Source organism: Porticoccus sp. (assembly GCF_965660005.1).
Classification (GTDB): Bacteria; Pseudomonadota; Gammaproteobacteria; order Pseudomonadales; family Porticoccaceae; genus Porticoccus.
Map to the genome: position 1 here is coordinate 28,447 of NZ_CBFHYF010000011.1, position 24,396 is coordinate 52,842.

General features: G+C 53.1%; 24 protein-coding genes. 13 read left to right on the forward strand and 11 right to left on the reverse strand.

What is annotated here, in order from left to right; genetic code table 11:
* Positions 1-23: 23 nt before the first annotated feature.
* The 3 genes from rlmKL to ACTF5G_RS04355 all read left to right on the forward strand — a co-directional run bounded on the left by rlmKL (position 24) and on the right by ACTF5G_RS04355 (position 4,153).
* Positions 24-2,183: a bifunctional 23S rRNA (guanine(2069)-N(7))-methyltransferase RlmK/23S rRNA (guanine(2445)-N(2))-methyltransferase RlmL gene (gene rlmKL, locus ACTF5G_RS04345; protein WP_438951593.1), complete on the forward strand. Its 2,160-nt coding sequence runs from the start codon at positions 24-26 to the stop codon at positions 2,181-2,183.
* Positions 2,180-2,422, forward strand: a complete 243-nt coding sequence (locus tag ACTF5G_RS04350; RefSeq protein ID WP_348430837.1) for a glutaredoxin family protein — start codon at positions 2,180-2,182, stop codon at positions 2,420-2,422. The genes rlmKL and ACTF5G_RS04350 overlap by 4 nt, the downstream gene beginning before the upstream one ends.
* Positions 2,423-2,506: 84 nt before the next feature.
* Positions 2,507-4,153, forward strand: a complete 1,647-nt coding sequence (locus ACTF5G_RS04355) for a SulP family inorganic anion transporter (protein WP_438951594.1) — start codon at positions 2,507-2,509, stop codon at positions 4,151-4,153.
* Positions 4,154-4,160: 7 nt separating this feature from the next.
* Here ACTF5G_RS04355 and ACTF5G_RS04360 read toward each other — a convergent pair whose 3' ends face one another.
* From ACTF5G_RS04360 to ACTF5G_RS04390, 7 genes are all read right to left on the reverse strand, one after another.
* Positions 4,161-4,403 carry a hypothetical protein gene (locus tag ACTF5G_RS04360; RefSeq protein ID WP_438951595.1) on the reverse strand — a complete coding sequence of 81 codons (243 nt, stop codon included), beginning with the start codon at positions 4,401-4,403 and terminating at the stop codon, positions 4,161-4,163.
* 33 nt (positions 4,404-4,436) lie between these two features.
* Complete coding sequence (locus ACTF5G_RS04365; protein WP_438951596.1) at positions 4,437-4,622, reverse strand: hypothetical protein; 186 nt, start codon at positions 4,620-4,622, stop codon at positions 4,437-4,439.
* 34 nt (positions 4,623-4,656) lie between these two features.
* Positions 4,657-5,619 carry a CDF family Co(II)/Ni(II) efflux transporter DmeF gene (gene dmeF / locus ACTF5G_RS04370; protein ID WP_348430840.1) on the reverse strand — a complete coding sequence of 321 codons (963 nt, stop codon included), beginning with the start codon at positions 5,617-5,619 and terminating at the stop codon, positions 4,657-4,659.
* 30 nt (positions 5,620-5,649) lie between these two features.
* Positions 5,650-6,168, reverse strand: coding sequence for a Tll0287-like domain-containing protein (locus ACTF5G_RS04375; protein ID WP_438951597.1), 519 nt, complete (start codon positions 6,166-6,168; stop codon positions 5,650-5,652).
* A gap of 164 nt (positions 6,169-6,332) precedes the next feature.
* Positions 6,333-7,154, reverse strand: coding sequence for a TatD family hydrolase (locus tag ACTF5G_RS04380; protein ID WP_438951598.1), 822 nt, complete (start codon positions 7,152-7,154; stop codon positions 6,333-6,335).
* A complete protein-coding gene (locus tag ACTF5G_RS04385; protein ID WP_438951599.1) occupies positions 7,151-9,118 on the reverse strand; it encodes a transglycosylase SLT domain-containing protein in 1,968 nt (655 codons plus the stop codon). Before ACTF5G_RS04385 ends, ACTF5G_RS04380 begins: the two co-directional genes overlap by 4 nt.
* Positions 9,119-9,225: 107 nt before the next feature.
* Positions 9,226-9,654: a universal stress protein gene (locus ACTF5G_RS04390; RefSeq protein WP_438951600.1), complete on the reverse strand. Its 429-nt coding sequence runs from the start codon at positions 9,652-9,654 to the stop codon at positions 9,226-9,228.
* 61 nt (positions 9,655-9,715) lie between these two features.
* On the opposite strand from ACTF5G_RS04390, the gene ACTF5G_RS04395 reads away from it, so the two are divergent.
* The 4 genes from ACTF5G_RS04395 to ACTF5G_RS04410 all read left to right on the forward strand — a co-directional run bounded on the left by ACTF5G_RS04395 (position 9,716) and on the right by ACTF5G_RS04410 (position 13,868).
* Positions 9,716-10,240 carry a hypothetical protein gene (locus tag ACTF5G_RS04395; RefSeq protein WP_438951601.1) on the forward strand — a complete coding sequence of 175 codons (525 nt, stop codon included), beginning with the start codon at positions 9,716-9,718 and terminating at the stop codon, positions 10,238-10,240.
* A 115-nt stretch (positions 10,241-10,355) separates the two neighbouring features.
* Positions 10,356-12,989 (forward strand): type I DNA topoisomerase, encoded by a 2,634-nt coding sequence (topA, locus tag ACTF5G_RS04400; protein WP_438951602.1) that lies wholly within the window; start codon positions 10,356-10,358, stop codon positions 12,987-12,989.
* Positions 12,990-13,001: 12 nt separating this feature from the next.
* On the forward strand, positions 13,002-13,514 hold the full coding sequence (locus ACTF5G_RS04405) for a DUF6586 family protein (protein ID WP_438951603.1): 513 nt from the start codon (positions 13,002-13,004) through the stop codon (positions 13,512-13,514).
* A gap of 105 nt (positions 13,515-13,619) precedes the next feature.
* Positions 13,620-13,868 (forward strand): hypothetical protein, encoded by a 249-nt coding sequence (locus tag ACTF5G_RS04410; protein ID WP_438951604.1) that lies wholly within the window; start codon positions 13,620-13,622, stop codon positions 13,866-13,868.
* A 72-nt stretch (positions 13,869-13,940) separates the two neighbouring features.
* Here the strand turns inward: ACTF5G_RS04410 and lexA are convergent, their stop codons facing one another.
* Positions 13,941-14,558 carry a transcriptional repressor LexA gene (gene lexA / locus ACTF5G_RS04415; protein ID WP_438951605.1) on the reverse strand — a complete coding sequence of 206 codons (618 nt, stop codon included), beginning with the start codon at positions 14,556-14,558 and terminating at the stop codon, positions 13,941-13,943.
* Between the two features lie 214 nt (positions 14,559-14,772).
* Between lexA and ACTF5G_RS04420 the strand changes: the two genes are divergently transcribed.
* Entirely contained in the window at positions 14,773-15,273 is a 501-nt protein-coding gene (locus ACTF5G_RS04420) for a TIGR00730 family Rossman fold protein (protein ID WP_438951606.1), read from the forward strand.
* A 27-nt stretch (positions 15,274-15,300) separates the two neighbouring features.
* Complete coding sequence (locus ACTF5G_RS04425) at positions 15,301-15,429, forward strand: hypothetical protein (RefSeq protein ID WP_438951607.1); 129 nt, start codon at positions 15,301-15,303, stop codon at positions 15,427-15,429.
* A gap of 31 nt (positions 15,430-15,460) precedes the next feature.
* Here ACTF5G_RS04425 and ACTF5G_RS04430 read toward each other — a convergent pair whose 3' ends face one another.
* Positions 15,461-15,778: a DUF6763 family protein gene (locus ACTF5G_RS04430; protein WP_438951608.1), complete on the reverse strand. Its 318-nt coding sequence runs from the start codon at positions 15,776-15,778 to the stop codon at positions 15,461-15,463.
* Between the two features lie 327 nt (positions 15,779-16,105).
* Between ACTF5G_RS04430 and nagZ the strand changes: the two genes are divergently transcribed.
* From nagZ to ACTF5G_RS04445, 3 genes are read left to right on the forward strand one after another with little or no spacing between them, the layout of a single operon-like run.
* On the forward strand, positions 16,106-17,119 hold the full coding sequence (nagZ, locus tag ACTF5G_RS04435; protein ID WP_438951609.1) for a beta-N-acetylhexosaminidase: 1,014 nt from the start codon (positions 16,106-16,108) through the stop codon (positions 17,117-17,119).
* 17 nt (positions 17,120-17,136) lie between these two features.
* Positions 17,137-18,240 (forward strand): mechanosensitive ion channel family protein, encoded by a 1,104-nt coding sequence (locus ACTF5G_RS04440; protein ID WP_438951610.1) that lies wholly within the window; start codon positions 17,137-17,139, stop codon positions 18,238-18,240.
* Positions 18,237-18,980 carry an S-methyl-5'-thioinosine phosphorylase gene (locus ACTF5G_RS04445; RefSeq protein ID WP_438951611.1) on the forward strand — a complete coding sequence of 248 codons (744 nt, stop codon included), beginning with the start codon at positions 18,237-18,239 and terminating at the stop codon, positions 18,978-18,980. The genes ACTF5G_RS04440 and ACTF5G_RS04445 overlap by 4 nt, the downstream gene beginning before the upstream one ends.
* Before the next feature lie 43 nt (positions 18,981-19,023).
* On the opposite strand, the gene ACTF5G_RS04450 is transcribed toward ACTF5G_RS04445, so the two are convergent.
* Together ACTF5G_RS04450 and mfd are read right to left on the reverse strand one after the other, a co-directional pair.
* Positions 19,024-19,803 (reverse strand): CsiV family protein, encoded by a 780-nt coding sequence (locus tag ACTF5G_RS04450; protein WP_438951612.1) that lies wholly within the window; start codon positions 19,801-19,803, stop codon positions 19,024-19,026.
* Positions 19,800-23,249 (reverse strand): transcription-repair coupling factor, encoded by a 3,450-nt coding sequence (gene mfd, locus ACTF5G_RS04455; RefSeq protein ID WP_438951613.1) that lies wholly within the window; start codon positions 23,247-23,249, stop codon positions 19,800-19,802. The genes ACTF5G_RS04450 and mfd overlap by 4 nt, the downstream gene beginning before the upstream one ends.
* A gap of 69 nt (positions 23,250-23,318) precedes the next feature.
* On the opposite strand from mfd, the gene ACTF5G_RS04460 reads away from it, so the two are divergent.
* The gene (locus ACTF5G_RS04460) at positions 23,319-24,020 is read left to right on the forward strand and encodes a hypothetical protein (protein WP_438951614.1); all 702 of its coding nucleotides are present in this window, start codon (positions 23,319-23,321) and stop codon (positions 24,018-24,020) included.
* The last annotated feature ends 376 nt before the right edge of the window (positions 24,021-24,396 follow it).

Sequence of the window (24,396 nt, forward strand, 5' to 3'; positions counted from 1 at the left end):
ACGTGCGGGTTGGAACATTTTTTATGGGTATGTGGTTTGCCAGTTGTCCGAAGGGGCTTGAATCCCTGCTAGCGAATGAACTGACTTCTCTGGGTGCGGCAAAGACCCGGGAGACGGTGGCGGGTGTGTATGCGGAGGGAACCCTGGCCTTGGCGTATCGGGCCTGTTTGTGGTCGCGCCTGGCGAATCGGGTTCTCCTGCCTCTGGAGAAGTTTGAGGTCCGCAGTGCCGATGATCTGTATCGCGGTGTCAGATCGATTCCCTGGGAAACCCACCTGACTCCCCGGCAGTCCATTGCGGTCGATTTTATTGGTGCCAACGATGCCATCAGACACACCAAATTTGGTGCGCAGCAGGTCAAGGATGCGATAGTCGACCAGCTCCAGGCGCAGTTTGGTGAACGACCGGATGTGGACCTGAAAAACCCGGATCTGAGAATCAATGTACGATTGGCGAAGGATGCTGTCACCGTCAGCCTCGACATGTCCGGTGGCAGTCTGCACAAGCGCGGCTACCGTGTGGCGATGGTACCTGCACCCCTGAAGGAAAATCTGGCAGCGGCCCTGTTGCTGCGGGCTGGCTGGCCCGAGATCGCTTCACAGGGCGGTGCGTTGATTGATCCCCTTTGCGGCAGCGGCACATTTTTGATTGAAGGGGCCATGATGGCGAGTGACATGGCTCCCGGCCTGATCCGGGACCGTTTTGGTTTCCACGGTTGGGCGCAGCATGACACCGCATTGTGGCAGGAAATCAGACAGGAGGCGTTGGTTCGCTGTGAGACAGGACTATCCCGCGAGATGCCTGAAATCCGTGGCTATGACAAGGATACCCGGGCCGTGAGTGCGGCCCAGGAGAATATTGCCTGTGCCGGGTTGGAAAAGTGGGTGCGGGTCATGGCGAAGCCCATTGATGCATTCAAAAAGCCCACACACCGTGAAACCGGGCACGGACTGATTATCTGCAATCCCCCCTACGGTGAGCGCTGGGGGGAGATGGAGGAATTGAGGCCGCTCTATCAGACACTGGGTGAGGTGGCCAAAAGGGAGTGCCCCGGCTGGCGGCTGGCAGTGATTACCGGCAATGCCGAGCTTGCCGGTGAACTCCGTTTGCGCGCCGAAAAGAAATACCAGTTTTTTAACGGCACGATCCCCAGTCAGCTACTGCTCTTTCAGCTTCGTGAGGCTAGCGAACAGAATCCGCAGCCACGCTCTGGCACATCTGAATCCACGCTGGGTGAGGGTGCACAGATGTTTGCCAATCGGCTGAAGAAAAATGCCCGAAAACTGGCGGGCTGGCTGAAGGCTTCAGGGGTGAGCTGTTATCGTCTGTACGATGCGGATATGCCGGAGTATGCCGTGGCTATCGATGTCTATCAGGACGCCATCCATGTGCAGGAGTACGCCCCGCCCATCACTATCGACGAGGCAAGCGCCAACCGCCACCTCACTGATGTCCGCCAGGCATTGCAATATTTGTATCCGGAAAGCCGCGGTAAATTATTATTTAAGGAGCGCCGCCGCCAGAAGGGTGATAGCCAGTATCAGCGCCAGCACAGTGGATCCAGCCATAACGCGGTGCAAGTAGTCGCAGAGAGTGCTGCCCGCTTCGAGGTGAATCTGGCAGATTACCTCGATACCGGCCTGTTTCTCGACCATCGACCGGTGCGCCGGATGATCGGCGCTATGGCCGGGAGTAAGCGAGTGCTCAACCTTTTTTGCTATACCGCAGCCGCCACGGTTCATGCGGCACTCGGTGGGGCGGCAAGCAGCCTCAGCATCGATATGTCAAACAGTTATCTGGAATGGGCCGGACGCAATTTCGCTTTGAACGGAATGGACCCGAATCAACATCAGTTGCTGCGGGCCGATTGCCTGGAGTGGCTGGAGAGAGAGCAGGGTGTCTTTGATCTTGTTTTTCTCGATCCACCGACCTTTTCCAACTCCAATAAAATGGAACAGGTACTGGATATTCAGCGAGACCATGGGGCATTGATCGGGCATGCCATGGCCGTGCTGGCGCCGGGCGGTACCCTGGTGTTTTCCAATAACTTCCGTAAATTTTCCATGGATCAGGCGGTGCTGCAGAACTGGCAGGTGGAGGCGATCACTGAACAAACCTTCGATCCGGATTTTCAGCGCGATCAGAAGCTTCACAATTGCTGGTTGATCAGGCATCCACAATGAGCGACATCCTGACGCTATACATCGGTACTCACTGTCCTCTCTGTGATCAGGCCAAGGCGCTGGTCTATCCGGTTCTCCAGGAGAAGGGTTGGCGTCTGCATGAGGTCAATATCAATGAGGATGAGGTGCTGACGGCGAAATATGGCATTCACATTCCGGTGATTGTCACTCCGGATGGGCGTGAGAAAGGGTGGCCCTTTACTGCCGGTCAGGTACGGCGCCTGATTTCAGGCCCCTAGCCTGGGCGACAAACCCCGGCCACTGCTGTCAGTGGTGGCATCTCTGGAGTATGTTGTCATTTCAGACACCGGTTAGAGGCTGTCATGCGCGGGATTACGTTTTTCAATTCTCTTTCCACTCGTCACTTACCGAGGGATTTTGCCGGTGGGCTAACCACTGCTGTGGTTGCCTTGCCGCTAGCGTTGGCTTTTGGGGTGGCATCGGGCGCGGGCCCCGCTGCAGGTGTTTACGGCGCTATTTTTGTCGGTTTTTTTGCCGCCCTGTTTGGCGGTACGCCCGCCCAGGTATCCGGTCCTACCGGCCCCATGACGGTGGTGATGGCCGGTGTGTTTACCTCAATTCAGGCGAAACACCCGGAAGCCGGCTTGTTGATGGGCTTCAGCGCCGTGATTCTTGCCGGCATTCTCCAGATCGGCTTTGGTTTGTTGAAGCTGGGCAAGTATTTCATTCTGGTCCCCTATTCGGTTGTTTCAGGCTTCATGACCGGGATAGGGGTCATCATCATTGTGCTGCAATTGGGCCCCATACTTGGGCACAGTGGCACCCCTTCATTGTTGACAACGCTGGACTATTTTCCCGAATGGTTAGCAGTAATCAGTTGGCATGACCTGACATTGGGCTTGCTGGCGATTGCGGGTGTTTGTTTCTGGCCTCATCGCTGGAATGTCTGGCTGCCATCACCTCTGCTGGTGCTGTTACTCGGAACGCTTTGTGTGCTTTGGCTCCCCGAGGGGGCCGTGGCGACAATCGGTGCAATTCCCTCGGCATTTCCGTCGCTGCAATGGCCAATGTTCTCGTTGGACATGTTGGGTGATCTCTTGTATGCCGCAGTATTACTGGCTGTACTGGGTTCTATCGATTCTTTACTCACGTCACTGGTGGCCGACAACCTCACCAAACAGCAGCACGATTCCGATCGTGAATTGATCGGGCAGGGTATTGGCAATACGGTGGCCGGTTTTTTCGGCGGGTTGCCCGGTGCCGGTGCCACCATGCGCACAGTGGTCAATATACGAACGGGCGGCAAGACCGGCTACTCCGGTATTATTCACTCACTGGTGTTGCTGGCGGTGATGCTTGGCGCGGGTCAGTACGCGGGCCATATACCCCTGGCTGTGCTGGCGGGTATCCTGATCAAGGTGGGTATCGATATCATCGATTGGCCCTATCTGCGACGCGTTGGCCAGCTGCCTCTGGATACTGCGGCACTGATGGTGCTGGTGTTATTTCTGACGGTTTTTGTCGATTTGATTACCGCCGTGTTGGTGGGAGTATTTTTATCCAACATGATCACCGTCGAGCGTTTGACGACGATTCAGTTGGATAATGTCCATTTTAAAAGCGGTGAGGTGACAGGGCCTGATCCGGATCCTGTCGACGAATGGCTGGCGGCTCAACAGGGCCGGGTTGCTCTGCTCAGTCTTGCAGGTCCCCTCAGCTTTGGGGTGGGCCGGGGGCTGCGCCGCCGTCTCGCCGGTCATGTTTCTCACGAAATTATTATTGTGGATCTGACTGGTGCCCAGCTGGTGGGCACTTCGACCCCAATGATTCTAGACGAGCTGATTCGCAACGAAAAGCATCACCAGCGCTATGTGTTGCTGGTAGGTATTTCCGAACAAACCAGTGCCGACCTGAAAAGACTGGGTGCGCTGCAGTTTCTTGATGATAGACACAGATTTGCTTCGTTGCGCGACGCGATGGACTATATCGACCGAGACGGGCTACATTGACCGGAGACTATTGTCCTGTGGCCAGATAAAACACATCGAGGATGGTGTTCGTTGCATCCATGACCCTGAAAATACGATCATCAATTTGTCGCAGCGACGTGCCATCCAGTGATCTCGGGAGCCGTCCCAGTAGATCCTCTGGCAGGTCCCGGCTCATCAAATAAAGTTCGCGATCGAGGACTTCGCCCCGTGCAATCTTCTTCTGCCAACCCGGTGGCAGTTCACCACCGGGTTCCAGTTTTTTGCGCAAACCGGGGGGGCTCTTCTGCTTCCCGCCGCCCCTTTAGTCGTCGCCAGAATAATCGCGGCGCAGGTAGTCGCCGAACACCCGTTTTTCGGTTTCATTGAACAGCGCATTGGCCATTATCCCGGCAGCCAGACCGACTGACTCTGAGGGGTCGCTGTGACTGACCACGGGCATCGCTAACAGTCCGCTGAGAATAATAAGTGGCAATTTGTGGATTTTCATAAGCTTTATTTCCTTTGAGAGGTGTTCTGGTCGATCATTCGATGCCAGGCTCAGTAATGTGAGTGTCTTCACAGCGCTGCACCTCAATGGTCAGGTGTGACAGCCAGTTAAAGTCGGCCAGTAGTGATTTGTAATAATCCGCGGGTCTGGGGTGGTGGGTGACAATGGAAATAATCGCCGCGTAGTCATGCTCACTGATCTTCCAGATATGCAGATCCGTGATTTGATTGTCGGCATCCTCTTCAATGGCCCGGGTGATCCGCTCCTGATAGTAATCGCTCATGCCGCCGTCTAATAAAATCGGACTCGATTGCCGGATCAGACCGATTGCCCAGTAGGTGATAATCGCTGCACCGACAATTCCCATCACGGGATCCAGTGCATACCAGCCGAAATACTTGGCCGACAATAACGCGAAAATGGCCAGTAACGAGGTGAGAGCGTCCGCCAGTACATGCACATAGGCGGCATAAAGGTTTTGGTCATGGTGACCTTCGCCAGTCTGCTGATGCGTATCGCCTCCGTCCTGGTGCTGGTGAGAATGGTGATCTTTTAACAACAGGGCGCTAATGATATTGACCACCAGTCCCAGCACAGCCACCGCGATAGCGGCATCGAGTTGAATCAGCTGGGGGGACGCCAGTCGCTGTAGCGACTCGACCAGCATCATCAGGGCGACAACTGCCAGTGCCACTGCACTGGCAAAGCCCCCCAGTACACCCACTTTGCCGGTACCGAAACTGAAGGCCGGATTATCGGCATGTTTCCGGGCATAGCGGTACGCAAAAATCGTGATCATAAAGGCGGCCACATGGGTGCCCATGTGCCAGCCATCTGCAAGCAGGGCCATTGAGCCAAATACCGTACCGGCAATGATCTCCGCTACCATCGTGACGGCAGTCAGTATCAATACATATTTGGTGCGGCGCTCGCCGTGAGCATTTGCCGTGGAAAAGTCGTGCTGGTGTTGCCAGCGATGTAAGTGTTCCTGGTGCATAGGAGAAATCAATTCGGTAGATTGGCTGGATTACTGCGGAGCGGACAGGCTGAATGCCCCCCGGATTTCGCCCAGTTGATAGCCTGTCGCGGCGTCGTCCGGGTAATGGTTTTGCAGTGCTTGTACAACGTCTGGATCGAGCGCACTGCCATGGCAGTTGAGGCAGAGTGGCTGAACAATCTGAGCCTTCATGTAACGGAATTGCCCATCGACCTGTTCGGCCCGGGTCAGTTGTGCCTGCATCTCTCCTGCGGCGAGGCGAGATTCAAAGTGCAAAAGGGTATTCCGTTCCCAATGGTCGGGTTCAGCGGATTTGTTGCGGGCCTTGAGACTGACCCGCTTGACAGACCAACCGGTTTCCCGGCTCAGTCGGTTGGCTATTTTCGGTGCCGCCGTGGCGCAGACGCTGATGGCCTCCACCGGACCACCGGTCTGGATTGCCTCCAGCAGGCGTGGCTGTAACGAGCCGGCAAATTGCTTGACGATACTTTCTGCTTGCCGTTCGAGTGTTGATGCAGGGTCTCCGCCCGCATTTATCAGCGCGGGCATCGTGATAACGGCACAAAAAAATACACTCCGATATATTGCCTTGCAAGCCATGGGTGTGCTCCATTCAAAGATACAGTTATCCGTCCCAGTTTAGCTTAACTGATCTGGTCGTCCAGAGGCGCGGGTAAATGCGTCGACCGCTATTGAAAAAAGGTGGGCGGGCCCTAGCTTAATCTGAAAAAACGCTTGGCTGTCACCGTGGTTTGTTCGGCGATAATGGCAGCCGATTGCTGTCGGCATCTGGCAACTTCCTCTAGTACCCAGGGTAGAAAAGCCGGTTCGTTGCGACGTTTTTTTGGTCGCGGTTGCAGGGTTCTGGGCACTAGAAATGGGGCGTCAGTTTCCAGCATCAGCCGGTTGAGAGGGATGCTGCTCACCAGTGCCTGAAGTTGCTCACCGCGCCGCTCGTCACAGATCCACCCCGTGATGCCGATATGCAGGTCCAGGTCAAGATAGTTAAACAGCGCCTGCCGATCGCCGGTAAAGCAGTGGATCACGCCGTCCGGCAGCTCATCGCGGTAGTTCTTGAGGATCTCAAATTGTCGCTGGTGGGCATCCCGCTCGTGCATGAACACCGGCAGCTGTAATTCGATAGCCAGTTCCAGTTGTGCTTCAAAGGCCCTTTCCTGGTCGCTGGGTGGGGAATAGTTGCGATTGAAATCGAGTCCGGTTTCACCAATCGCCACGACCTGGGGTGCCTCTGCCAGCGAGCGCAATTGAGAGCCTGTTTCGGCGGAGTACTGCTTTGCCTCATGGGGATGGACACCACAGGTGCTGTAAAGCATGTCGGGGAAGTCATCGCTGAATTGCTGGCAAAGCCTGAGCACCTGCTCACTTTCCGCCAGATTTGTGCCGGTCAGAACGAGCTGGGCAACATGGGCGTCCAGTGCTCGCTGCAGCACACTCTGCCAGTCATCCTGAAAGCAGGGGTTGCTCAGGTTTACCCCGATATCGACCAATGGCGTGCGGTTTGGTTCGTCATTCATAGCCGATGCTGTTTTTCTTTTTCCGAGAGGATGCGTGCTTCACTTTCCAGGTGGTGGGCATAGATCATGGAAAACGCCAGGACGTTCTGTACATAGTTGCGTGTTTCCAGGAAGGGAATTGTTTCAATCCACGCATCAAAGGGCAGTGATCCCTGGCTTTTGTTCAACCAGGTGCTGACCCGGTGGGGGCCGGCATTGTAGGCAGCTGTGGCAAGAATTCGGTTGTTGTCGAAGCGTTGCAACATTTCCCGGTAATAGCGACTGCCCAGCGTGATATTGATTTCCGGCTCAAGCAGTTGATGGCTGCCACGGTAGCTGATGCCATGCTTGCGAGCTGTTTCGGTGGCGGTTGCCGGCATCAATTGCATCAATCCCCTTGCCCCGGCGTGTGACTGGACGTCCTGCGCGAGCGCACTTTCCTGGCGTGCCACGGCAAACAGTAGATGCACGGGGACGCCGGTCTTTTTCGCATGACTGTAAAATGCTTCCTTGAACGCCAAGGGGAATCTCAGGTCGATGTCGTCCCAGAAGCCAGCGCTGATCATGCTGGTGATGGCTCCGTTGTGCCACTGCCAGCTGCTGGCGATATGGGCGGCGGTAATCCACTGCTGTTCGGTGAAATTGCGCGTGGTGTGGTACCAGTCCCGACGGGCAGCCAGATAATCTTCATGGAAGACAAACTCCCAGGTTCTCAGGATTCCGGGTTGTTTTTCAAGTTGAGTGATATCTGCCGGAGAAACGCTGGTTTTTTTGAAGGCCATTGAATAGCCATTGGCGGTCCATTCACTGGCCAGAAAACCATAAAAACTGCGACTGCGGGACAGCACATGGTAGGCGCTGTTGTCCTCTGGGGACTGTTTCGCGGTGTTGTTGAGGTCTGCTGCCCTGGCCCCCCAGTACAGCCAGCGATCAGTTTCCCGAAGTTGCAGCGGCATGCGCTCTATCCAGGTGAGAACATTTTGCCAGTCTGTCTGACCGATAAATTCACGAGCCCGCCATTCCAGCAGGGTCGGGTCAACGATGTCGAGATAATCAATCAGGTAATTGTCAGCGATCTCCGTGTGTTCCTGGTTATAAAGCCCCTTGACCAGATCTGTGATAACCCGTTTTCTTTGCTCACTGGTGAAGGGGTGAATCTGTTGGTAATAACTCCAGTGTTTAAGCGCAGTGGTTGCATCGGATCTGGCCAGATGAGTCAGTCCATGCACAATGATGGCATGCACTTCGTCACCGCTAAGTGCGTCGTTGAAATCACTGAACAACGAGTAGTTGCCAATCAGCTGATGTTCGAGGTCTACCTGCAGGAAATTTCTGGCCAGTTGTTGGTAGCGATCCGAGGTAAAAAAACGCTGGAGGTAGCGTGCCAGTTGGTACTGATGATTCAGAACAGCTGCCGAGTAACGATTCCAGGCTGTTTCCTGGCTTATATATCCGTTGGCAATCAGGTAGTCAAAAAGTGCATCACAGCCCCTCGGCTGGGATTTGCCCACGCTCCAGAGTTTTATCGCATCGCTTAGAAAAGGTTCCCTTTTTCCGTTGCGCAGATTTATATGGTGAAAATAACACTGCTGTTCTGTGCTGGCACTGGTGGATCGGTAGTAAGTCAGAAAGTCCTGTTCTCGTCCCTGGCTGCGCAAGGTGTCGAGCCAGCGAAAACGCAGCCGATTGGCCAGAGAACTGTCCTCATAGGTCTTGAGAAAAGTGGCGATATCATCAGTTTTTGCGTGTCTCAACCGGTCACTTAACCATAAAAATTCGATGTGCGGTTTGAGTAGGTAGTCTCCAAGGACATTGATAAGTCGGCGGACATTGGCCTCACTGCCTCTTGCCACGGCGATTTTGGCCTCTCGATAGAGCGCACGCTGCTCGTCCAGACTTGGGTTTCCGGCAAAAGAGGTTTCAGTTAATAGCAGACATGCTGCCAGAAAGAGTGTGCCAATGACGCTGCCATGACATTTTTTCATAAAAATTTGGTGGGTGTTCCTTGAAAGGGATTTGGGTTGACGTATGGCTATGTTAGATAGGTCTTGTTCAATTAGATACCAGGATATATAAAAGTCTGAAAGTTCGCTTAAACCCGAACTGCCAGCACATCACAGTGAGAACCATGCAACACACCCGTAGCGGTTGAACCCAGAATCAGACTGATACCATGACGACCGTGACTGCCGACCACGATCAAATCCACGCTATTGTCATTGGCAAACCGGTGCATTTCCTGGGCAGGTTGGCCAATCAGTACATGCTGGTTGAGGATATCGACGTTCAATGTCTTGCCGATAACAGATAAACGCTGTTTCGCCTGTTCCTCCAACTGGTATTGCACTTCTGTAAGATCCATCGGGATATCGCCGCCGTAGGCAAATGACAGTGGTTCCTGCACATGGATAAGACTCAGCTGGCTCTCACCATTGGTAAACAGGGACTTGACTCTCTCAACCACTTGCTGTGATTCTGGAGATAGGTCCAGACCGATCAGAATGTGTTTATAGGCGGACATGAAGTATCTCCCGTAACTGGTTTATCAACGCTTTCTCAAGTATATAAGGTTGTATCAGATAATGACCTATTTGTTAATTCTACTGATACTGGCGATCATCATTTCGCCACTGCTCTGGTATCGACAGTCACCTCGTCAGAAAATGATCACGGAGATGCGGCGGCTGGCATCCTCCCGGGGGCTTCGTGTGCGTCTCGTTCACGCCCCGGATGCCAGAGAGGGCGAAGGCCGCCTTGAATACGCAGGTTATACTCTGCTCTGGGCGCCGGATTCCAGCCCATCGTCATTTTCCAGGATGGAAAAGTGGCTGTTGGTCCGGGGAACCCGGCGTGGCGACCACTCTCCCTGGGATGGCTGGCAGTGGTTGGGACATGAAGCCAATGACCGGTTGCTTCCGGTTATCGGAGAAGTGCTGGCAGCTTTACCCGTCAACGTGACTGCCCTTGAGGTCAACCGTGAAGGCGTTGCGATTGTCTGGCAGGAGCGCGGGGAGCTGGCAGATATTGATCGGATAGATGCCCGTTTAAAAGACCTCCGGCGTGTGATCCGACCAGAAGAACCACTCGACAGATTGGCCATTGGGTGAAAAATTACCTTGACCAAACCACCGGCGGCACATGTATATTCGCTCCCTTTCAGGCTTGGGTGGTGCCAACAGGGATTGCTTTTAGTCATTAATTCACAGGATAAACGGCTGTTTCATGGGTAAATCACTGGTTATCGTCGAGTCGCCAGCCAAGGCGAAAACGATCAACAAGTATCTCGGCAACGATTTTATCGTGAAGTCGAGTATCGGGCATATTCGCGATCTACCCACCGGTGGTGGGAAAACGGTCGATCCAAAAGAACGAGCCAAGGTTGCTGCCGCCACCCGTAAGCTGTCGGATGAAGAAAAGGCGGCACAGCGCTCACGAAAAGCCAAGGAGCAGCTGGTCAGCCGCATGGGTATTGACCCCGAACACGGTTGGAAAGCGCGTTATGAAATTCTTCCCGGCAAGGAGAAAGTGGTCGCCGAGTTGAAGAAACTGGCCAAGGATGCAGAGCATATCTATCTTGCCACGGATCTTGACAGGGAAGGCGAGGCGATTGCCTGGCACCTTATGGAAACCATTGGCGGTGATCCTGAGCTGTACCAGCGCGTTGTCTTCAATGAAATCACCAAAAAAGCCATCAAGGCGGCATTCGAAAAACCGGGCAAACTCGATACGGATCGGGTGAGTGCCCAGCAGGCCCGTCGTTTCCTCGATAGAGTGGTTGGTTTCATGGTTTCACCGCTGCTCTGGAGCAAGGTGGCCAGGGGGCTTTCTGCGGGGCGTGTGCAGTCGGTAGCCGTTAAACTTGTTGTTGAACGCGAGCGCGAAATTCGTGCCTTTGAACCGGAAGAGTACTGGACAGTCCACGCTGACCTGGAGACGGCGGCAGAGGATTTGGTTCGTTTTGAAGTAAAGAAACAGGGTTCGGGCCCGTTCAGGCCGGTCAGCCGGCACCAGACTGATGCGGCGCTGGCTGGGTTGAAAGAGGCCTCCTACGAGGTGGTTGCCCGCGAGGACAAACCCACCTCCAGCAAGCCGTCGGCACCGTTCATCACGTCAACCCTGCAACAGGCCTCCAGTACCAGCCTTGGCTATGGGGTGAAAAAAACCATGATGCTTGCCCAGCGCCTCTACGAGGCTGGTTATATCACCTACATGCGAACAGACTCGACCAATCTCAGTGCTGATGCGGTGGCGGTCTGTCGTGATTTTATCCAGACTCGCCATGGTGCCGAGTATCTGCCGTCTGCCCCCATCGTTTATGGCAGCAAATCTGGCGCCCAGGAGGCGCATGAAGCGATACGACCCTCCAATATTGATATCAAGCCAGGTGATCTGGATGGTATGGAGGAAGATGCCAAAAAACTGTATCGGTTAATCTGGCGGCAATTTGTCGCCTGCCAGATGGTGCCGGCACAATTTACCAGTACCACGGTGACAGTTAGGGCTCAGGATTTTGAGCTTCGCGCAAAAGGCCGGGTGACTGTTTTTGACGGATACCTGAAAGTCCTGCCTGCGCTGGCTAAAAAAGGCGATGACATTGAACTGCCTGAAATGTTGGTTGGCAGCCAATTGCAGCTCAACAAGCTGATTCCGATGCAGCATTTCACCAAACCGCCCGCCCGCTACTCAGAGGCTTCTCTGGTCAAGGAACTGGAAAAGCGGGGTATTGGCCGTCCGTCAACCTACGCGTCCATTATCTCCACGATTCAGGATCGAGGCTATGTCCGGGTGGAAAATCGCCGTTTCTATGCGGAAAAGATTGGTGACGTTGTCACAGACCGGTTGAATGAAAACTTTGCCGATTTGATGGACTACGGATTTACGGCCACCATGGAAGCCTACCTCGATGAGATTGCACAGGGAAAGCTGGAATGGAAGCAGGTGCTTGATCAATTCTATTCGGATTTCTCTGCCAAGCTGACCAGAGCCGAAGCCGATGGTGGTATGCGCCCTAATGAGCCATCTCTAACGGATATTGCCTGCCCCCAGTGTGGTCGGCCGATGATGATTCGCACAGGTACTACCGGGGTTTTTCTCGGCTGCTCCGGTTACAACCTGCCGCCCAAGGAGCGTTGCAAGGGAACCTTGAGTCTTATTCCGGGTGATGAGGCCGTTAATGTCGATGAAGATGGCGAGGCAGAATCGAGGCAGTTGATGCATCGCCATCGTTGCCCGCGTTGTCACACCGCCATGGATGCCTACCTGATTGATGAGGGGCGAAAACTGCATGTGTGTGGCAACAACCCCGACTGTGATGGTTTTGAAGTGGAAACCGGCGCATTCAAGCTCAAGGGTTATGAAGGCCCACTGATTGAATGTGATAAATGTGGCAGTGACATGCAGTTGAAATCGGGCCGTTTTGGCAAATATTTTGGCTGTACCAATGAGGCCTGTAAAAACACCCGCAAGCTGCTTCGCAATGGCCAACCGGCACCGCCCAAGATGGATCCTGTGCCCATGCCAGAGCTGGCCTGTGAAAAAGTAACGGATCACTACATCCTCAGAGATGGGGCCTCCGGGCTGTTTCTGGCTGCCAGCCAGTTTCCCCGGCATCGTGAAACCCGGGCGCCATTGGTTGCAGAACTCCTGCCCCATGCGAAAGAAATTGATTCCAAGTACCAGTTTCTCTTTGATTCTCCCGTAGCCGACCCCGATGGTATACCCACGGTGATTCGTTTCAGCCGCAAAACTGGCGAGCAATATGTTCAGTCTGAGGTAGATGGCAAGCCCACTGGATGGAAGGCATTTTATGATCGCGGTGCCTGGCGGGAAAAGGATGACCGGAAAGGTAAAAAGTAGGAGGGACGACCAGTGAATCCCTTTCTGCCGGCGGTCAATCAGAAGCTTTACTTCTGTAGTTTGTTATTGCGACAGATTGATCCGAAGCTGCCCCCTGCTGTTGGGGCAGCGGCAAACCTCCAGCTGGCGCTCTGTCAATCGGCACTCTTTCAACTTGAGGCTGCGTATCGTCTTTATCTCCGTGAGGTGGCAAGCACCTACCGACACAGAGCAGCCGAGACCATTGTATCTGTCGAGGCACTGATTGCGGCTATGGAGTCTATTGGTAAATCGCCGTCTGAGGCCTGGGAGTTGGCCAATCTGGAAGCGAAAAAAGAGAGCTGGCTTGCCAAAATGCTGTGCGCGCATGATCGACTTTTTCAGGTTCTTTCGCAGGAGGCGGCCAGTGTCGCTTCACCCATTGCTGTGGTGCAAATTAATCAGGTTGAGGACAAGTTGGAGTTGAGTGCTGAGCTGCTTGTCGGATGGTTGGACGACTTCCGGGCGTTGATTGAGCGTCAGCGCGAGCAAATGGTCGAATGCTGACAGGGTTGTTTGATCTCCCGGCTAATTTTTTTGTCGGGTTAATAATGAGTAGCCCCTCTGATACAATACCCGCTCCTTGTTTGTGAAAACCCGACGGAATATTCAATGGCTATCTCTCTGTTTGAAATCGTGATTTTACCTGATGGAGATGTTGCCTTGCAGCACACGGATGAAGAGGACGCGCCGCTGATCAGAATCAGTTTTTCCGGGGAGGCGAAGGCGTTCCTTCAGGAAGCCAAGGTTGATGTTGCCAAAGCCATGATCGATGCAGGGATCGAGGTTTTTGAGGAATTGGGTGCAGACAATTTTCAGATGGAGGAGGGCACCATGATCAAAAATCGGGTGCTCCATTAAAATCAACTTGTCGAGATGCGCCTGAATTGCTGTCGGCTCAGCATACGCCCGTGATCTGTAATGGGGTAAAAACTATGGTGTATGTCTCCTGATAACCCCGACCCCCAAACCTTCAATCACAAAACTTTGCTCCCGCAGGTCGACCACAATAGGGGCCATTTCCTCATTTTCCGGTTCGAGCAGTATTTCATGGCGTTTCAGGCTTTTGCCCAGGCGCTTGACGGTCACGTCATCCTCAATGCGTGCGACGACAATTTGTCCTTTTTGAGCCTGTGCTGTTTTATGGACAGCCAGTAAATCGCCGTCCATGATGCCGGCGTTCTTCATGCTCCTGCCATGGACACGTAACAGAAAATCTGCTCTTGGATTAAACAGGCTTGCACTGATGTCCAGATAGTCCTCAATATTTTCTGTCGCAAGGACGGGATCCCCGGCGGCCACACGGCCGATCAATGGAAGGCCTGCGGGCTGGTCATCCAGTAGTCGGATACCACGGGATGCACCTGAAATCATTTCGATCATCCCTTTGCGTGCCAGCGCCCTGAGATGTTCTTCAGCAGCATTCGGTGATCTGAACCCCAATGCGGTGGCAATTTCTGCCCGGGTAGGGGGGTACCCGGTTTCATCGATATGCTGTTTGATCAGGGTCAGAATTTCCTGTTGACGGGCAGTCAGAGATGTACTTGCCATTTTATACCTCGAGATTCGTCGGCATGCGTTGCTGCAAGACCGTTGCTCATAATGCTGTAAATAAATATAGCCTGTAATTATTTACAGTATAGAGTCAAATGACTGCTGAGAAAAAGGTTTTTCAACTGCGGATTGATTGAGATGCCAGTATGATCTGGGTGAACGTGAATAGTAAAAACACATGGGCAGTGAAGGGTCTTTGGAGGAATAACCAATGGAAGAGATTAAGATCCCTGAAGCGTGGCGTGTGCTGCGCATTCAGTCCGAACTCGTGGATGGCATTGAATGTCTGTCAGGTCTGGGTGGTGCTGTATCTGTATTCGGTAGTGCGCGTTTGCAGGCTGACTCCCCTTACTATCAAGAGGCTGTTCAGCTCGGAGCCATTCTGGGTAAAGAAGGTGTGCCGGTTATTACAGGCGGCGGACCCGGTATTATGGAGGCGGCAAACAAGGGTTGTTACGCTACGGGTGCTGCATCTGTGGGTTTGAATATTTCCCTGCCAATGGAACAGAGTCACAATGCATTTCAGGATGTATCACTGGCGTTTCGCTATTTTTTCGTGCGCAAATTCATGTTCGTCAAGCATGCCATTGGCTTTGTCATATTTCCGGGGGGCTATGGCACGATAGATGAGTTGTTTGAAGCATTGACGCTGGTGCAAACCAATAAAGTGCGACCCTTTCCAGTGGTTCTATTGGGCAGCAGTTATTGGTAGGGCTTGTTGGATTGGTTGAGGGGGACCATGTTGGAGCACGGTTGTGTTTCAGAGAGAGATTTGCACTTATTCAGTGTGGTTGATGATGCCGAGAGTGCGGCAAAGATAATCCTGCAGCATGCTCGCATGCTGCAGGCACAGGAAATTGCCGAATAATACAGGAAGACAGGAGCAATGACCGGACGCTCTAAAAATCATCGAGTCCGTAAATGGTATCAGCATCAATATCCATCAGAGGATCAATCCAGTTGTCAGGGATATAAATGTCATCTGGAAATTGGCTGTCTTCGCTGCTCAGTTCATAGGATGCCCGCCAATCTTCGGGTTGTTCCGCTGGTAACAGAATGAATTGTTGCCAGGTCTCGAAGTCTATTTCACTGACCTCTCCACCCACGTGTTGAATCTCTATGGAACCACTGTGCTCATCCACTGCAACAATTTCGAAAATGTCATCCTGAGTGGCGTCTTCATACCAGGCGCCGATAACGGGAACTTGTGAAGCCATGATCCGCTCCTCTTTGCTTCATTGTTAGTTCAACGTATCACCAACGGGGGTAAAGTGCACATGCTCCCCGATGTATTTCGGACGAGTGGAATGGTCCCTTGGGAGAGCAAACATTCGCAGTGAGTGAGTTTCTATTTAAAAAACCGGTGTAACTACCCCTGTCAGAAAGGCATAATTATCCTCATTGAGAAGCAATGAAAAAAGCTTAAGCGTTTAATGTCATAACAAGTTGTTTTTAAAATGAAAAATTCGTCTAATCTGTCAAAAGGTTGACAACACATGACAGCCTTCTTATGTTGCGCCCCCTATCAATAAAGGTGTTCAGTTATGACGATTGGCCCATTGATGCTCGATCTGGAAGGAATGGTGTTGACTGCCGATGAGCGGGAATTGGTTCTCCATCCGTCAGTGGGCGGTATCATCCTTTTCTCCCGGAATTTTGCCAGCCGACGCCAGCTAACTGAACTGGTGGCAGATATTCGGTCGATAAGAGCTGAGTTGCTGCTCTGTGTCGATCAGGAAGGGGGTCGGGTACAACGCTTTCGCGATGGCTTTACCCGCCTGCCACCAATGCAGTTGCTGGGTGATTTATTATTGAGCGGGGCGGGTAACGAGGCATTGCTTCAGGACGTCGGCTGGTTGATGGCTTCTGAGCTGCTTGCCTGTGGCCTGGATTTCAGCTTTGCCCCTGTGCTGGATCTGGACCGGAATAACTGCGCGGTGATTGGTGACCGATCGTTTGCTGATAATCCGGAGCATGCCATTCGGGCGGCCCGTCTTTTCATTGATGGCATGCACCAGGCAGGCATGGCGGCAACAGGGAAACACTTTCCGGGTCATGGGGGTGTCTCTGCGGATAGCCATCTTGAAACGCCTTATGACAACCGCTCACTCCAGCAATTGCGCCAGCTTGATTTGCAACCGTTTGTCAGGCTTGCCAGCGAGCTGGATGCTGTCATGCCAGCCCATATCGTTTATCCGGATGTTGACTCTGCACCGGTAGGTTTTTCCCGAATCTGGTTGCAGAAGATATTGCGTGAGGAATTACAGTTTCAGGGTGTTATTTTCAGTGACGATCTGTCCATGAAGGGCGCTGATCTGATGGGTGGATATTCGGACAAAGCGCGCCGCGCCCTAGACGCAGGCTGCGATATGGTGCTGGTTTGCAATAACCGCGAGGGTGCGCTCGAGGTCATGAATTTTCTCAGTGAAAGCGATTTTGAGCCCGCCAGCAGGCTGAATAAAATGACTGCTGGAAAGTGTCCGGACTGGGATGAATTGCGGTCCTCTGAACGCTGGCAGAGCACTTCACGGAACCTCGCAGAAATCCTAGAGAATTAGCGAACAGGGCCCATATCATGCAGCAGTTTGAAGAATGGTTAATTGGTATTACCGGTGAATCCTATCTGTTAATTGCCGAAATCTTTCTGATTGTGCTGGCAGCGTTGGTGATGGGGTATCTGGCTGGAAGATTGCTTGATTTTCTGCAAAAGCACGCAGAAATGACGGCCAACTTCTGGGACGACGCCCTGGTCGAGGCCTGTCGTCGTCCGGTGGTTTGGGCAATCTGGACACTGGGGGTCAATTCTGCTGCAGCCCTTGCCGCAAGAGAGGCGAATTCCGAATGGTATGAACTGCTTGCACCTGTTAACCGGGTGATCATTATTTTTCTGGCGGCGCTATTTCTGCTCAATCTGATCAAGAGGGTTGAACGAAATCTGGTACATCCCGACTACACCAGTGATCCCGTGGATGAGACTACGGTCAAAGCCATTGGCAAATTGCTGCGTGCATCGGTGATTATCACCGCTACGCTCATTGCCATGCAGGCTTTTGGCTACAGTATTTCCGGTTTGCTGGCCTTTGGCGGAATTGGTGGCCTCGCAATGGGGTTTGCCGCCAAGGACCTACTGGCGAATTTCTTTGGCGGTTTGATGATTTACCTGGATCAACCTTTCAAGGTGGGGGACTGGGTGCGTTCCCCGGATAAGGAGATCGAGGGCACGGTGGAGGATATTGGTTGGCGACTGACACGTATACGTACTTTTGACAAGCGCCCGCTCTATGTGCCGAACTCGGTATTTAACAGTATTGCCCTGGAAAATCCCTCACGTATGTTTAATCGGCGGATATATGAAACGGTGGGCATTCGCTATCAGGACATTGATAAAATGGCGGGTATCGTCGCCGATGTGAAACAGATGCTGTGTGATCATCTGGAAATCGACCAGACGCAGACTCTGATCGTCAATTTTGTCTCGTTTGGTGCTTCCTCGATCAATTTCTTTGTGTACACGTTTACCAGGACGACCAAGTGGGTGGCCTTTCACGAGGTTAAACAGGATGTGCTGTTTAAGGTCAGCGATATTGTAGCCCGTCACGGTGCGGAGATTGCCTTTCCAACGTCTACAGTTCACATTCCCGACCAGCTCCGATTGTTACAGGCCGCGGAGGTCGAATGAGTATCGGTATTATTGGTGGCAGTGGGTTGAACAGTTTTGCCGGCCTGCGTATCCGGGAGCAGCTTGAGGTGATGACGGACTGGGGTAGACCATCTGCTCCCCTTTATTGTGGCGCTCTGGGTAATACAGAGGTTGTGTTTCTGGCGCGACATGGCGTGAATCATCAGTTGCCGCCCCACCTGATTAACTATAGGGCCAATATCGCTGCGCTGTGCTCGCAGGGTGTGAAAGCCATATATGCTGTCAACGTGGTGGGTGGCATCCATGGTGAAATGGGACCGGGCGATCTGGTTATTCCCGATCAGCTTGTCGATTATACCTGGGGGCGGGATCACACGTACTCGGATAACGCGGATCGGCCTTTGCAGCATATTGATTTCACTTTTCCCTATGACGATAGTCTGCGAGACAGGCTTTTGCAGGCGGCGATTGCCTGTGGGGCAAGGGTTCATGCGGAGGCCGTTTATGGTGCCACGCAGGGCCCAAGACTGGAAACCGCTGCCGAAATTGGGCGAATGGCCAATGACGGCTGTGATATTGTTGGCATGACAGGTATGCCGGAAGCGGCTCTGGCCCGTGAGTTACAAATTCCCTATGCCTGTTTGGCCCTGGTGGTAAACATGGCGGCGGGTTTGAGTGATCAATTGATTTCACAAACGCAGATAGAGAGCATGATGACGGGCAGTATGCCGTTGGTATGCAAGGTCCTGACCCGGGCGCTGGCCAATCCACAGCACTGAAACGGCTGACACTTTTTTCAAGCTCAAATTCTTTGTGCCGAGGTCAGTCGGCCACGGTCGACGTGTGACGTGTTACCAGTACCAGCACACCCATTTCAGGGTGGTCCAGATAGGTCAGTTCATTCAGGTCCACTTGTTTTGATTGTTTCAGGACACTGATTTTTTTAACCGGTGGATGGCGGTTTTCGATACGATTCACTGTAGCCGCGGCCGTACCAGGCAGACTTTGGCTGAGAGTCCGGTCTTCGATCAGCCAGGGTTGGATCGGCAATTGTGGCCAGATGTCCGGTTGATTTGCGTTGTTGGGCGAAGTGCTGACAGTCCCTGAAATACTGGCGAAACTGGTTTTCCAGAGATCTGCCTGAACGTGGAGATGGCGGTTCAGTACCAGTCGGAGGCTGCCCTCCAACTCATGATGGCTGCCGTGACGGTGGCCACCGGAAACAATGATCCAGGGGGTTTTTGCCTGCTCCATGCCTGGCTGACGCCATGCCATGTGAGCCAGTACCCGATAGCCGGCGGTGCGGTTCAGGGTGTACTCCTCTGGCCCCAGTTTGAGATCTTCCTGCACGCGATGGATAGAAGGTTGTTCCTCTACTGTATCATCACCAAGTCGATGCCAGTTTTGGGGATATTGCAGCGTGATATTGGTGGGGGATTGTTCGTCTTGGTAGAGATCCTGCTGGCTGAAAATAATCACTTCAATCTGATACCAGTTGGCGTTTTGATCCGCTCTGATCTGGCCAGAGAGACCTGTGCCGAAAGTGATGGCCAATAGCAGAAGGCAGTTGATAGGTGTGCCGGCGGTTTTGATTCGTCTCATTTAATATCCATTGTTTGGGGGGTTAGTCGAGTCAATAATGCCTGAAGCTGCTCAAGTCGCTGTTCTTTTGTTGCCATCGGCAGAGTATATTTTAAGGTTGATGCCCCTTGAAGTCGAAAAACTGCAGGTTCTTTTTGCACCATCTGTACGATCACCAACGGGTCCGTCAGCGCATTACTACCAAATTCAATCCGACCACCCGTTGGTCCGGCCTCAACTTTACAAATACCGAGTTGTCTGGCCTGAAGCTTCAGTGACGTGACCTGAAAGAGATTCTTCAGGTAATCGGGAAGCAGCCCGAAACGGTCAATCATTTCCACCTGCAGCTCCCATAATTCATCGTCTGTAGCGGCATTGGCAATGCGCTTGTACATCATCAGACGCATGTGAACATCCGGCAGGTAATCCTCGGGTATCAGCGCAGGCAGATTCAGATTGATGTCGATATCTTCGGCCAAAGACACATTCAGCTCTACCGCCTTGCCTTTGCGCAGAGCGTCGACCGCCCGGTCGAGCAGTTCCATGTAAAGAGTAAAACCAATGGATTGAATATGACCGCTCTGATTCTCGCCGAGTAGCTCGCCGGCGCCACGAATTTCCAGATCATGGGTGGCCAGCGTGAAACCGGACCCCAAATGGTCGGCATGGGTAATGGCTTCGAGACGCTTCAACGCCTCGGCTGTCATGGTTTTTGGCTCGGGCGTCAGCAGATAGGCGTAGGCCTGGTGGTGAGATCGTCCCACCCGTCCCCGCAATTGGTGCAGTTGAGCCAGGCCCAGTTTGTCGGCGCGATCAATGATGATAGTGTTGGCGCTGGGAATATCGATGCCGGTTTCGATAATGGTAGAACATACCAGTACATTGAAACGCTGGTGATAAAAGTCCGACATGACTTTTTCCAGTTCACGTTCGCGCATCTGACCGTGTGCAATATTAACCCGTGCCTCTGGCACGAGCTCTTCAATCGCCCGCGCCGTTTTGCCAATGCTCTTGACTTCATTATGTAAGTAGTAGACCTGTCCGCCGCGCAGTATTTCCCGCAGGATCGCTTCACGGGTAACTCTGGGGTCGCTCTGTCGGACAAAGGATTTTACCGAGAGTCTCCGCGCCGGGGGCGTGGCAATAATCGACAGGTCCCGAATGCCTGACATCGACAGGTTCAGCGTGCGTGGAATGGGTGTGGCCGTCAGGGTCAGAATATCCACTTCCGCACGCAGTGCCTTGATCTGTTCTTTCTGGCGGACGCCGAAACGATGCTCTTCATCAATGATCAGCAACCCCAGGTTTTTGTAGTTCACCTTGGCGTGGAGCAGTTTGTGAGTGCCGATCAGAATATCGACTTTTCCCAGGCCCGCACGGTGAAGAACTTCCTGTTGTTCCTTGTCTGAACGGAATCGCGACAGTTCCTCGATAGTGACCGGCCAGTTGGCAAAGCGATCGCGAAAGTTTTCCAGGTGTTGATGGGCCAGAAGGGTGGTGGGCACCAGCATCACCACCTGTTTACCGCTCGCTACTGCGATAAAGGCGGCGCGCATGGCGACTTCCGTTTTTCCGAAGCCAACATCCCCACAAACCAGCCGGTCCATGGGTTGCTCAGCCAGCATGTCCTGCCTGACAGCTTCGATGGTGTCCAGCTGATCGGGCGTTTCCTCGAAAGGGAAGTCAGCACAGAAAGCGCGGTAGTCCGCTTCTGTGTCACGGCAGGCAAACCCCTTGCGAGCGGCGCGTGTGGCATAGATGTCCAGCAATTCGGTGGCTGTATCGCGGATTTGCCGCAGGGCTTTATCTCTGGCTTTTTGCCATTGGTCAGTGCCTAGTCGGTGCAAGGGTGCCAAGGAGTCTTCCGCGCCGCTGTAGCGGCTGATTAAATGCAGTGAGGCTACTGGCACATAAAGCTTTGCCTGGTCGGCATAGGACAGCATCAGGAATTCCTGTGGTTCACCTCCGGCGCTGATGGTCTGTAATCCCAGGTAGCGACCGACGCCGTGATCGATATGAACCACGGGTGCTCCGACACTCAGTTCGGTCAGGTTTCTGATGACCTGGTCAGCTTCGGTGCGTTCTTTATTGCGCCGCCGCCGTTGCATGACCTGCTGGCCGAACAGCTCTGTTTCCGTGATCAAACTGATCTTTGCCGGCTTTACAACAAAGCCGCGGGTCAGTGGGTAGGCCGTTATGGCCAGGGTTTGTGTTCCACTGGCAAAAGACTGCCAGTCGGAGACATCCTCCGGGCGGATAGATTGACGGTTCAGCAGTTCCAGCAGGGTTTCTCGGCGGCCCGCAGATTCCGCACAGATCAGCACCCGCTGTTTGGTGTCCGCCAGGTGTACCTGGAGTTTTTGTAGGGGGTTGTCTGCCTTAGCATCTATGTCTACAGGTGGCGGTGCCGATATGTGGAGAGAAAAACAATTTTTCTGCTGATCCGATTCACCATTGATTCGTGTGCAGGGGTATTTTTTCAGATGGCCGAAGAGTTCCTCAGTCGGGATAAATAATGCCGTCGGAGGGAGCAGGGGGCGTGTCGGATCAATGCCGTATTCCCGGTAACGCTGGCTGGCGTCTTGCCAGAATTTTTCGGCGGCCTGTTCTACGGTTCCATCGGTAAAAATCAGGCATTGATCGGGCAGGTAGTCAAAAAGGGTGGCTGTTTTTTCAAAAAACAGTGGCAGGAAATACTCTATACCCTGGGGTGGTATGCCTTCACTGACATCTCTGAATACCGGGCAGCGTCGCTCGTCGACATCAAAGCAGGACAACCAGTTATCCTGAAAACGTCGGATAGCCGGTTTGTCCAACGGGACTTCCCTTGCGGGCAGAAGGTGTATGTGCTCGGTTTGCTGAAGTGTTCGCTGGGTCTCCGGGTCGAAGGTGCGGAGGGTTTCAATTTCATCGTCGAACAGGTCGATACGAAAGGGCAGCGTGGCCCCCATCGGGAAGATATCGACCAGTGCTCCCCGGACAGCGTATTCACCGTGTTCGACAACGGTATCAACAAAGCGATAGCCCGCAGATTCCAGTTGGGTGCGCAACGTGCTCAGGTCGAGTCGATCACCGCGTCGATAATCGAAGGCCCGCTGATTAACAAACTCGGCAGGTGGCAGGCGGTGCATGAGGGTGCTGACAGGCACGATCACGACACCGTTACGAGTCTGCGGTAACCGGAACAGGGTTCGCAATCGTTCGGAGACAATATCCTGATGTGGCGAGAAAATATCGTAGGGAAGCGTTTCCCAATCAGGGAAATGGAGAACAGCGGCTTCATTTCCGAGGAAAAAACACAGTTCGGACTCAAGCTCAGCTGTGGTCCTTGCCGAGTCTGTAATGACCAGGATCAGCCCCGCCTGTTGACTTGCTTCGGCGATGACCAGGGCGCTGCCACCCCGTACATCCTGCCAAACACGCTTGTCGCCAGCTTTGTTGGCTGGCGGTAGTGACAAAATCGACATACTGGAATGGCACTTCTGTGGGTTGACCTCGAAGGTATGCTATTTTAGCGGCGCAATAGAGAGATTGATATGTTGTATCCGCGTTTTCCATTCAGAGGTAGATTGCTGGTAGGGGTTTGTTCGCTGTTCCTGCTGGTAATGACCGGTTGCAGCGGCTCCTCGTTTCGGGTTCAGAATCTGGCCAAAACGGACATCGACATGGTGGCTGACCTGCATTATCAGCAGGTCGAACAGTTGCTCAAAAAACTGACAGTGAAGCTTTATAAAAGAAACCCGCGGGAATTACAGAAAGTCCCCGGCGAGACGATAGAGCTTCGTGTCACGCAAATTTTTACCCACCCGGGAAAGCCGCAGTTTGCTGAGCTTGGAGGTGGCGGGATCGAGGCCATCCAGCTGTCTTTGGATCCGGCATTCAAGGGTGATCGGGTGTTTGCCCTGATGGTGGGAATGACGGGTATGATCAGGGAGGCCTACGGCCTGAAAACGGAATTTTTCATGCTTAGCAAGCTCGACCACCAAAAGCTTTATCACAGTGCCCGCAACATTGAAATTGCCATGTGGCGAATTAGGACGCACCTTGACGAACAGGGTAACGCGTTGATTCTAACCAATAGTCGTAAGGGCGAAGGCTACAATCTCAGTTACGAGCGCCTGTTCGGTAAATTGATTGCCCATCAGGATATGCTTGCCCTGATCATTGCCCAGAAAAACCAGCGGGTGATCAAAACCGTTGCCCTGAATGTGGCAAGTATGGCGTTCATTCCTCTCTGACAATACCATTTGCCTATCCTGTTGCTTTAATGGTGGCGGAGTGATGCCGCGCTGATTCAGATCAACCATTGTCAAGTCACAGTACCGGTTATTCACCGTGCTTTGTTGCCCTTAAAAGGTTGAATACCGATAATAGCGACCCATTCGTGATGGTATTGCCGTCCATCGAGCCAGATCAACAAAATGAGAGGTTTACCCGTGACAGAACAACATCGCCCCATTCCTGCCGATTTTTTTGCTGACTGGAAAGAGCGCGAGTCGCTGGCTGAAGCCATGATCCCACTGATCGGAAAGCTTTATAGGGAGAATAATGTTTCTCTCTATATGTACGGCAAGAACATGGTCAACCGTTCAGTGATTGACCTGATGAAAGTCC

Bases quoted from the DNA above. Each gene is read 5' to 3' on its own strand.
- ACTF5G_RS04430 (WP_438951608.1), bottom strand. From the start codon at position 15,778: ATGGCTTCACAAGTTCCCGTTATCGGCGCCTGGTATGAAGACGCCACT.
- ACTF5G_RS04410 (WP_438951604.1), top strand. From the start codon at position 13,620: ATGGCTATCTCTCTGTTTGAAATCGTGATTTTACCTGATGGAGATGTT.
- dmeF (WP_348430840.1), bottom strand. From the start codon at position 5,619: ATGCACCAGGAACACTTACATCGCTGGCAACACCAGCACGACTTTTCC.
- ACTF5G_RS04450 (WP_438951612.1), bottom strand. From the start codon at position 19,803: ATGAGACGAATCAAAACCGCCGGCACACCTATCAACTGCCTTCTGCTA.
- ACTF5G_RS04420 (WP_438951606.1), top strand. From the start codon at position 14,773: ATGGAAGAGATTAAGATCCCTGAAGCGTGGCGTGTGCTGCGCATTCAG.
- ACTF5G_RS04380 (WP_438951598.1), bottom strand. From the start codon at position 7,154: ATGAATGACGAACCAAACCGCACGCCATTGGTCGATATCGGGGTAAAC.
- topA (WP_438951602.1), top strand. From the start codon at position 10,356: ATGGGTAAATCACTGGTTATCGTCGAGTCGCCAGCCAAGGCGAAAACG.
- ACTF5G_RS04385 (WP_438951599.1), bottom strand. From the start codon at position 9,118: ATGAAAAAATGTCATGGCAGCGTCATTGGCACACTCTTTCTGGCAGCA.
- ACTF5G_RS04440 (WP_438951610.1), top strand. From the start codon at position 17,137: ATGCAGCAGTTTGAAGAATGGTTAATTGGTATTACCGGTGAATCCTAT.
- ACTF5G_RS04375 (WP_438951597.1), bottom strand. From the start codon at position 6,168: ATGCCCGCGCTGATAAATGCGGGCGGAGACCCTGCATCAACACTCGAA.
- lexA (WP_438951605.1), bottom strand. From the start codon at position 14,558: ATGGCAAGTACATCTCTGACTGCCCGTCAACAGGAAATTCTGACCCTG.
- mfd (WP_438951613.1), bottom strand. From the start codon at position 23,249: ATGTCGATTTTGTCACTACCGCCAGCCAACAAAGCTGGCGACAAGCGT.
- nagZ (WP_438951609.1), top strand. From the start codon at position 16,106: ATGACGATTGGCCCATTGATGCTCGATCTGGAAGGAATGGTGTTGACT.
- ACTF5G_RS04445 (WP_438951611.1), top strand. From the start codon at position 18,237: ATGAGTATCGGTATTATTGGTGGCAGTGGGTTGAACAGTTTTGCCGGC.
- ACTF5G_RS04460 (WP_438951614.1), top strand. From the start codon at position 23,319: ATGTTGTATCCGCGTTTTCCATTCAGAGGTAGATTGCTGGTAGGGGTT.
- ACTF5G_RS04355 (WP_438951594.1), top strand. From the start codon at position 2,507: ATGCGCGGGATTACGTTTTTCAATTCTCTTTCCACTCGTCACTTACCG.
- rlmKL (WP_438951593.1), top strand. From the start codon at position 24: ATGGGTATGTGGTTTGCCAGTTGTCCGAAGGGGCTTGAATCCCTGCTA.
- ACTF5G_RS04395 (WP_438951601.1), top strand. From the start codon at position 9,716: ATGACCTATTTGTTAATTCTACTGATACTGGCGATCATCATTTCGCCA.
- ACTF5G_RS04390 (WP_438951600.1), bottom strand. From the start codon at position 9,654: ATGTCCGCCTATAAACACATTCTGATCGGTCTGGACCTATCTCCAGAA.
- ACTF5G_RS04425 (WP_438951607.1), top strand. From the start codon at position 15,301: ATGTTGGAGCACGGTTGTGTTTCAGAGAGAGATTTGCACTTATTCAGT.
- ACTF5G_RS04350 (WP_348430837.1), top strand. From the start codon at position 2,180: ATGAGCGACATCCTGACGCTATACATCGGTACTCACTGTCCTCTCTGT.
- ACTF5G_RS04365 (WP_438951596.1), bottom strand. From the start codon at position 4,622: ATGAAAATCCACAAATTGCCACTTATTATTCTCAGCGGACTGTTAGCG.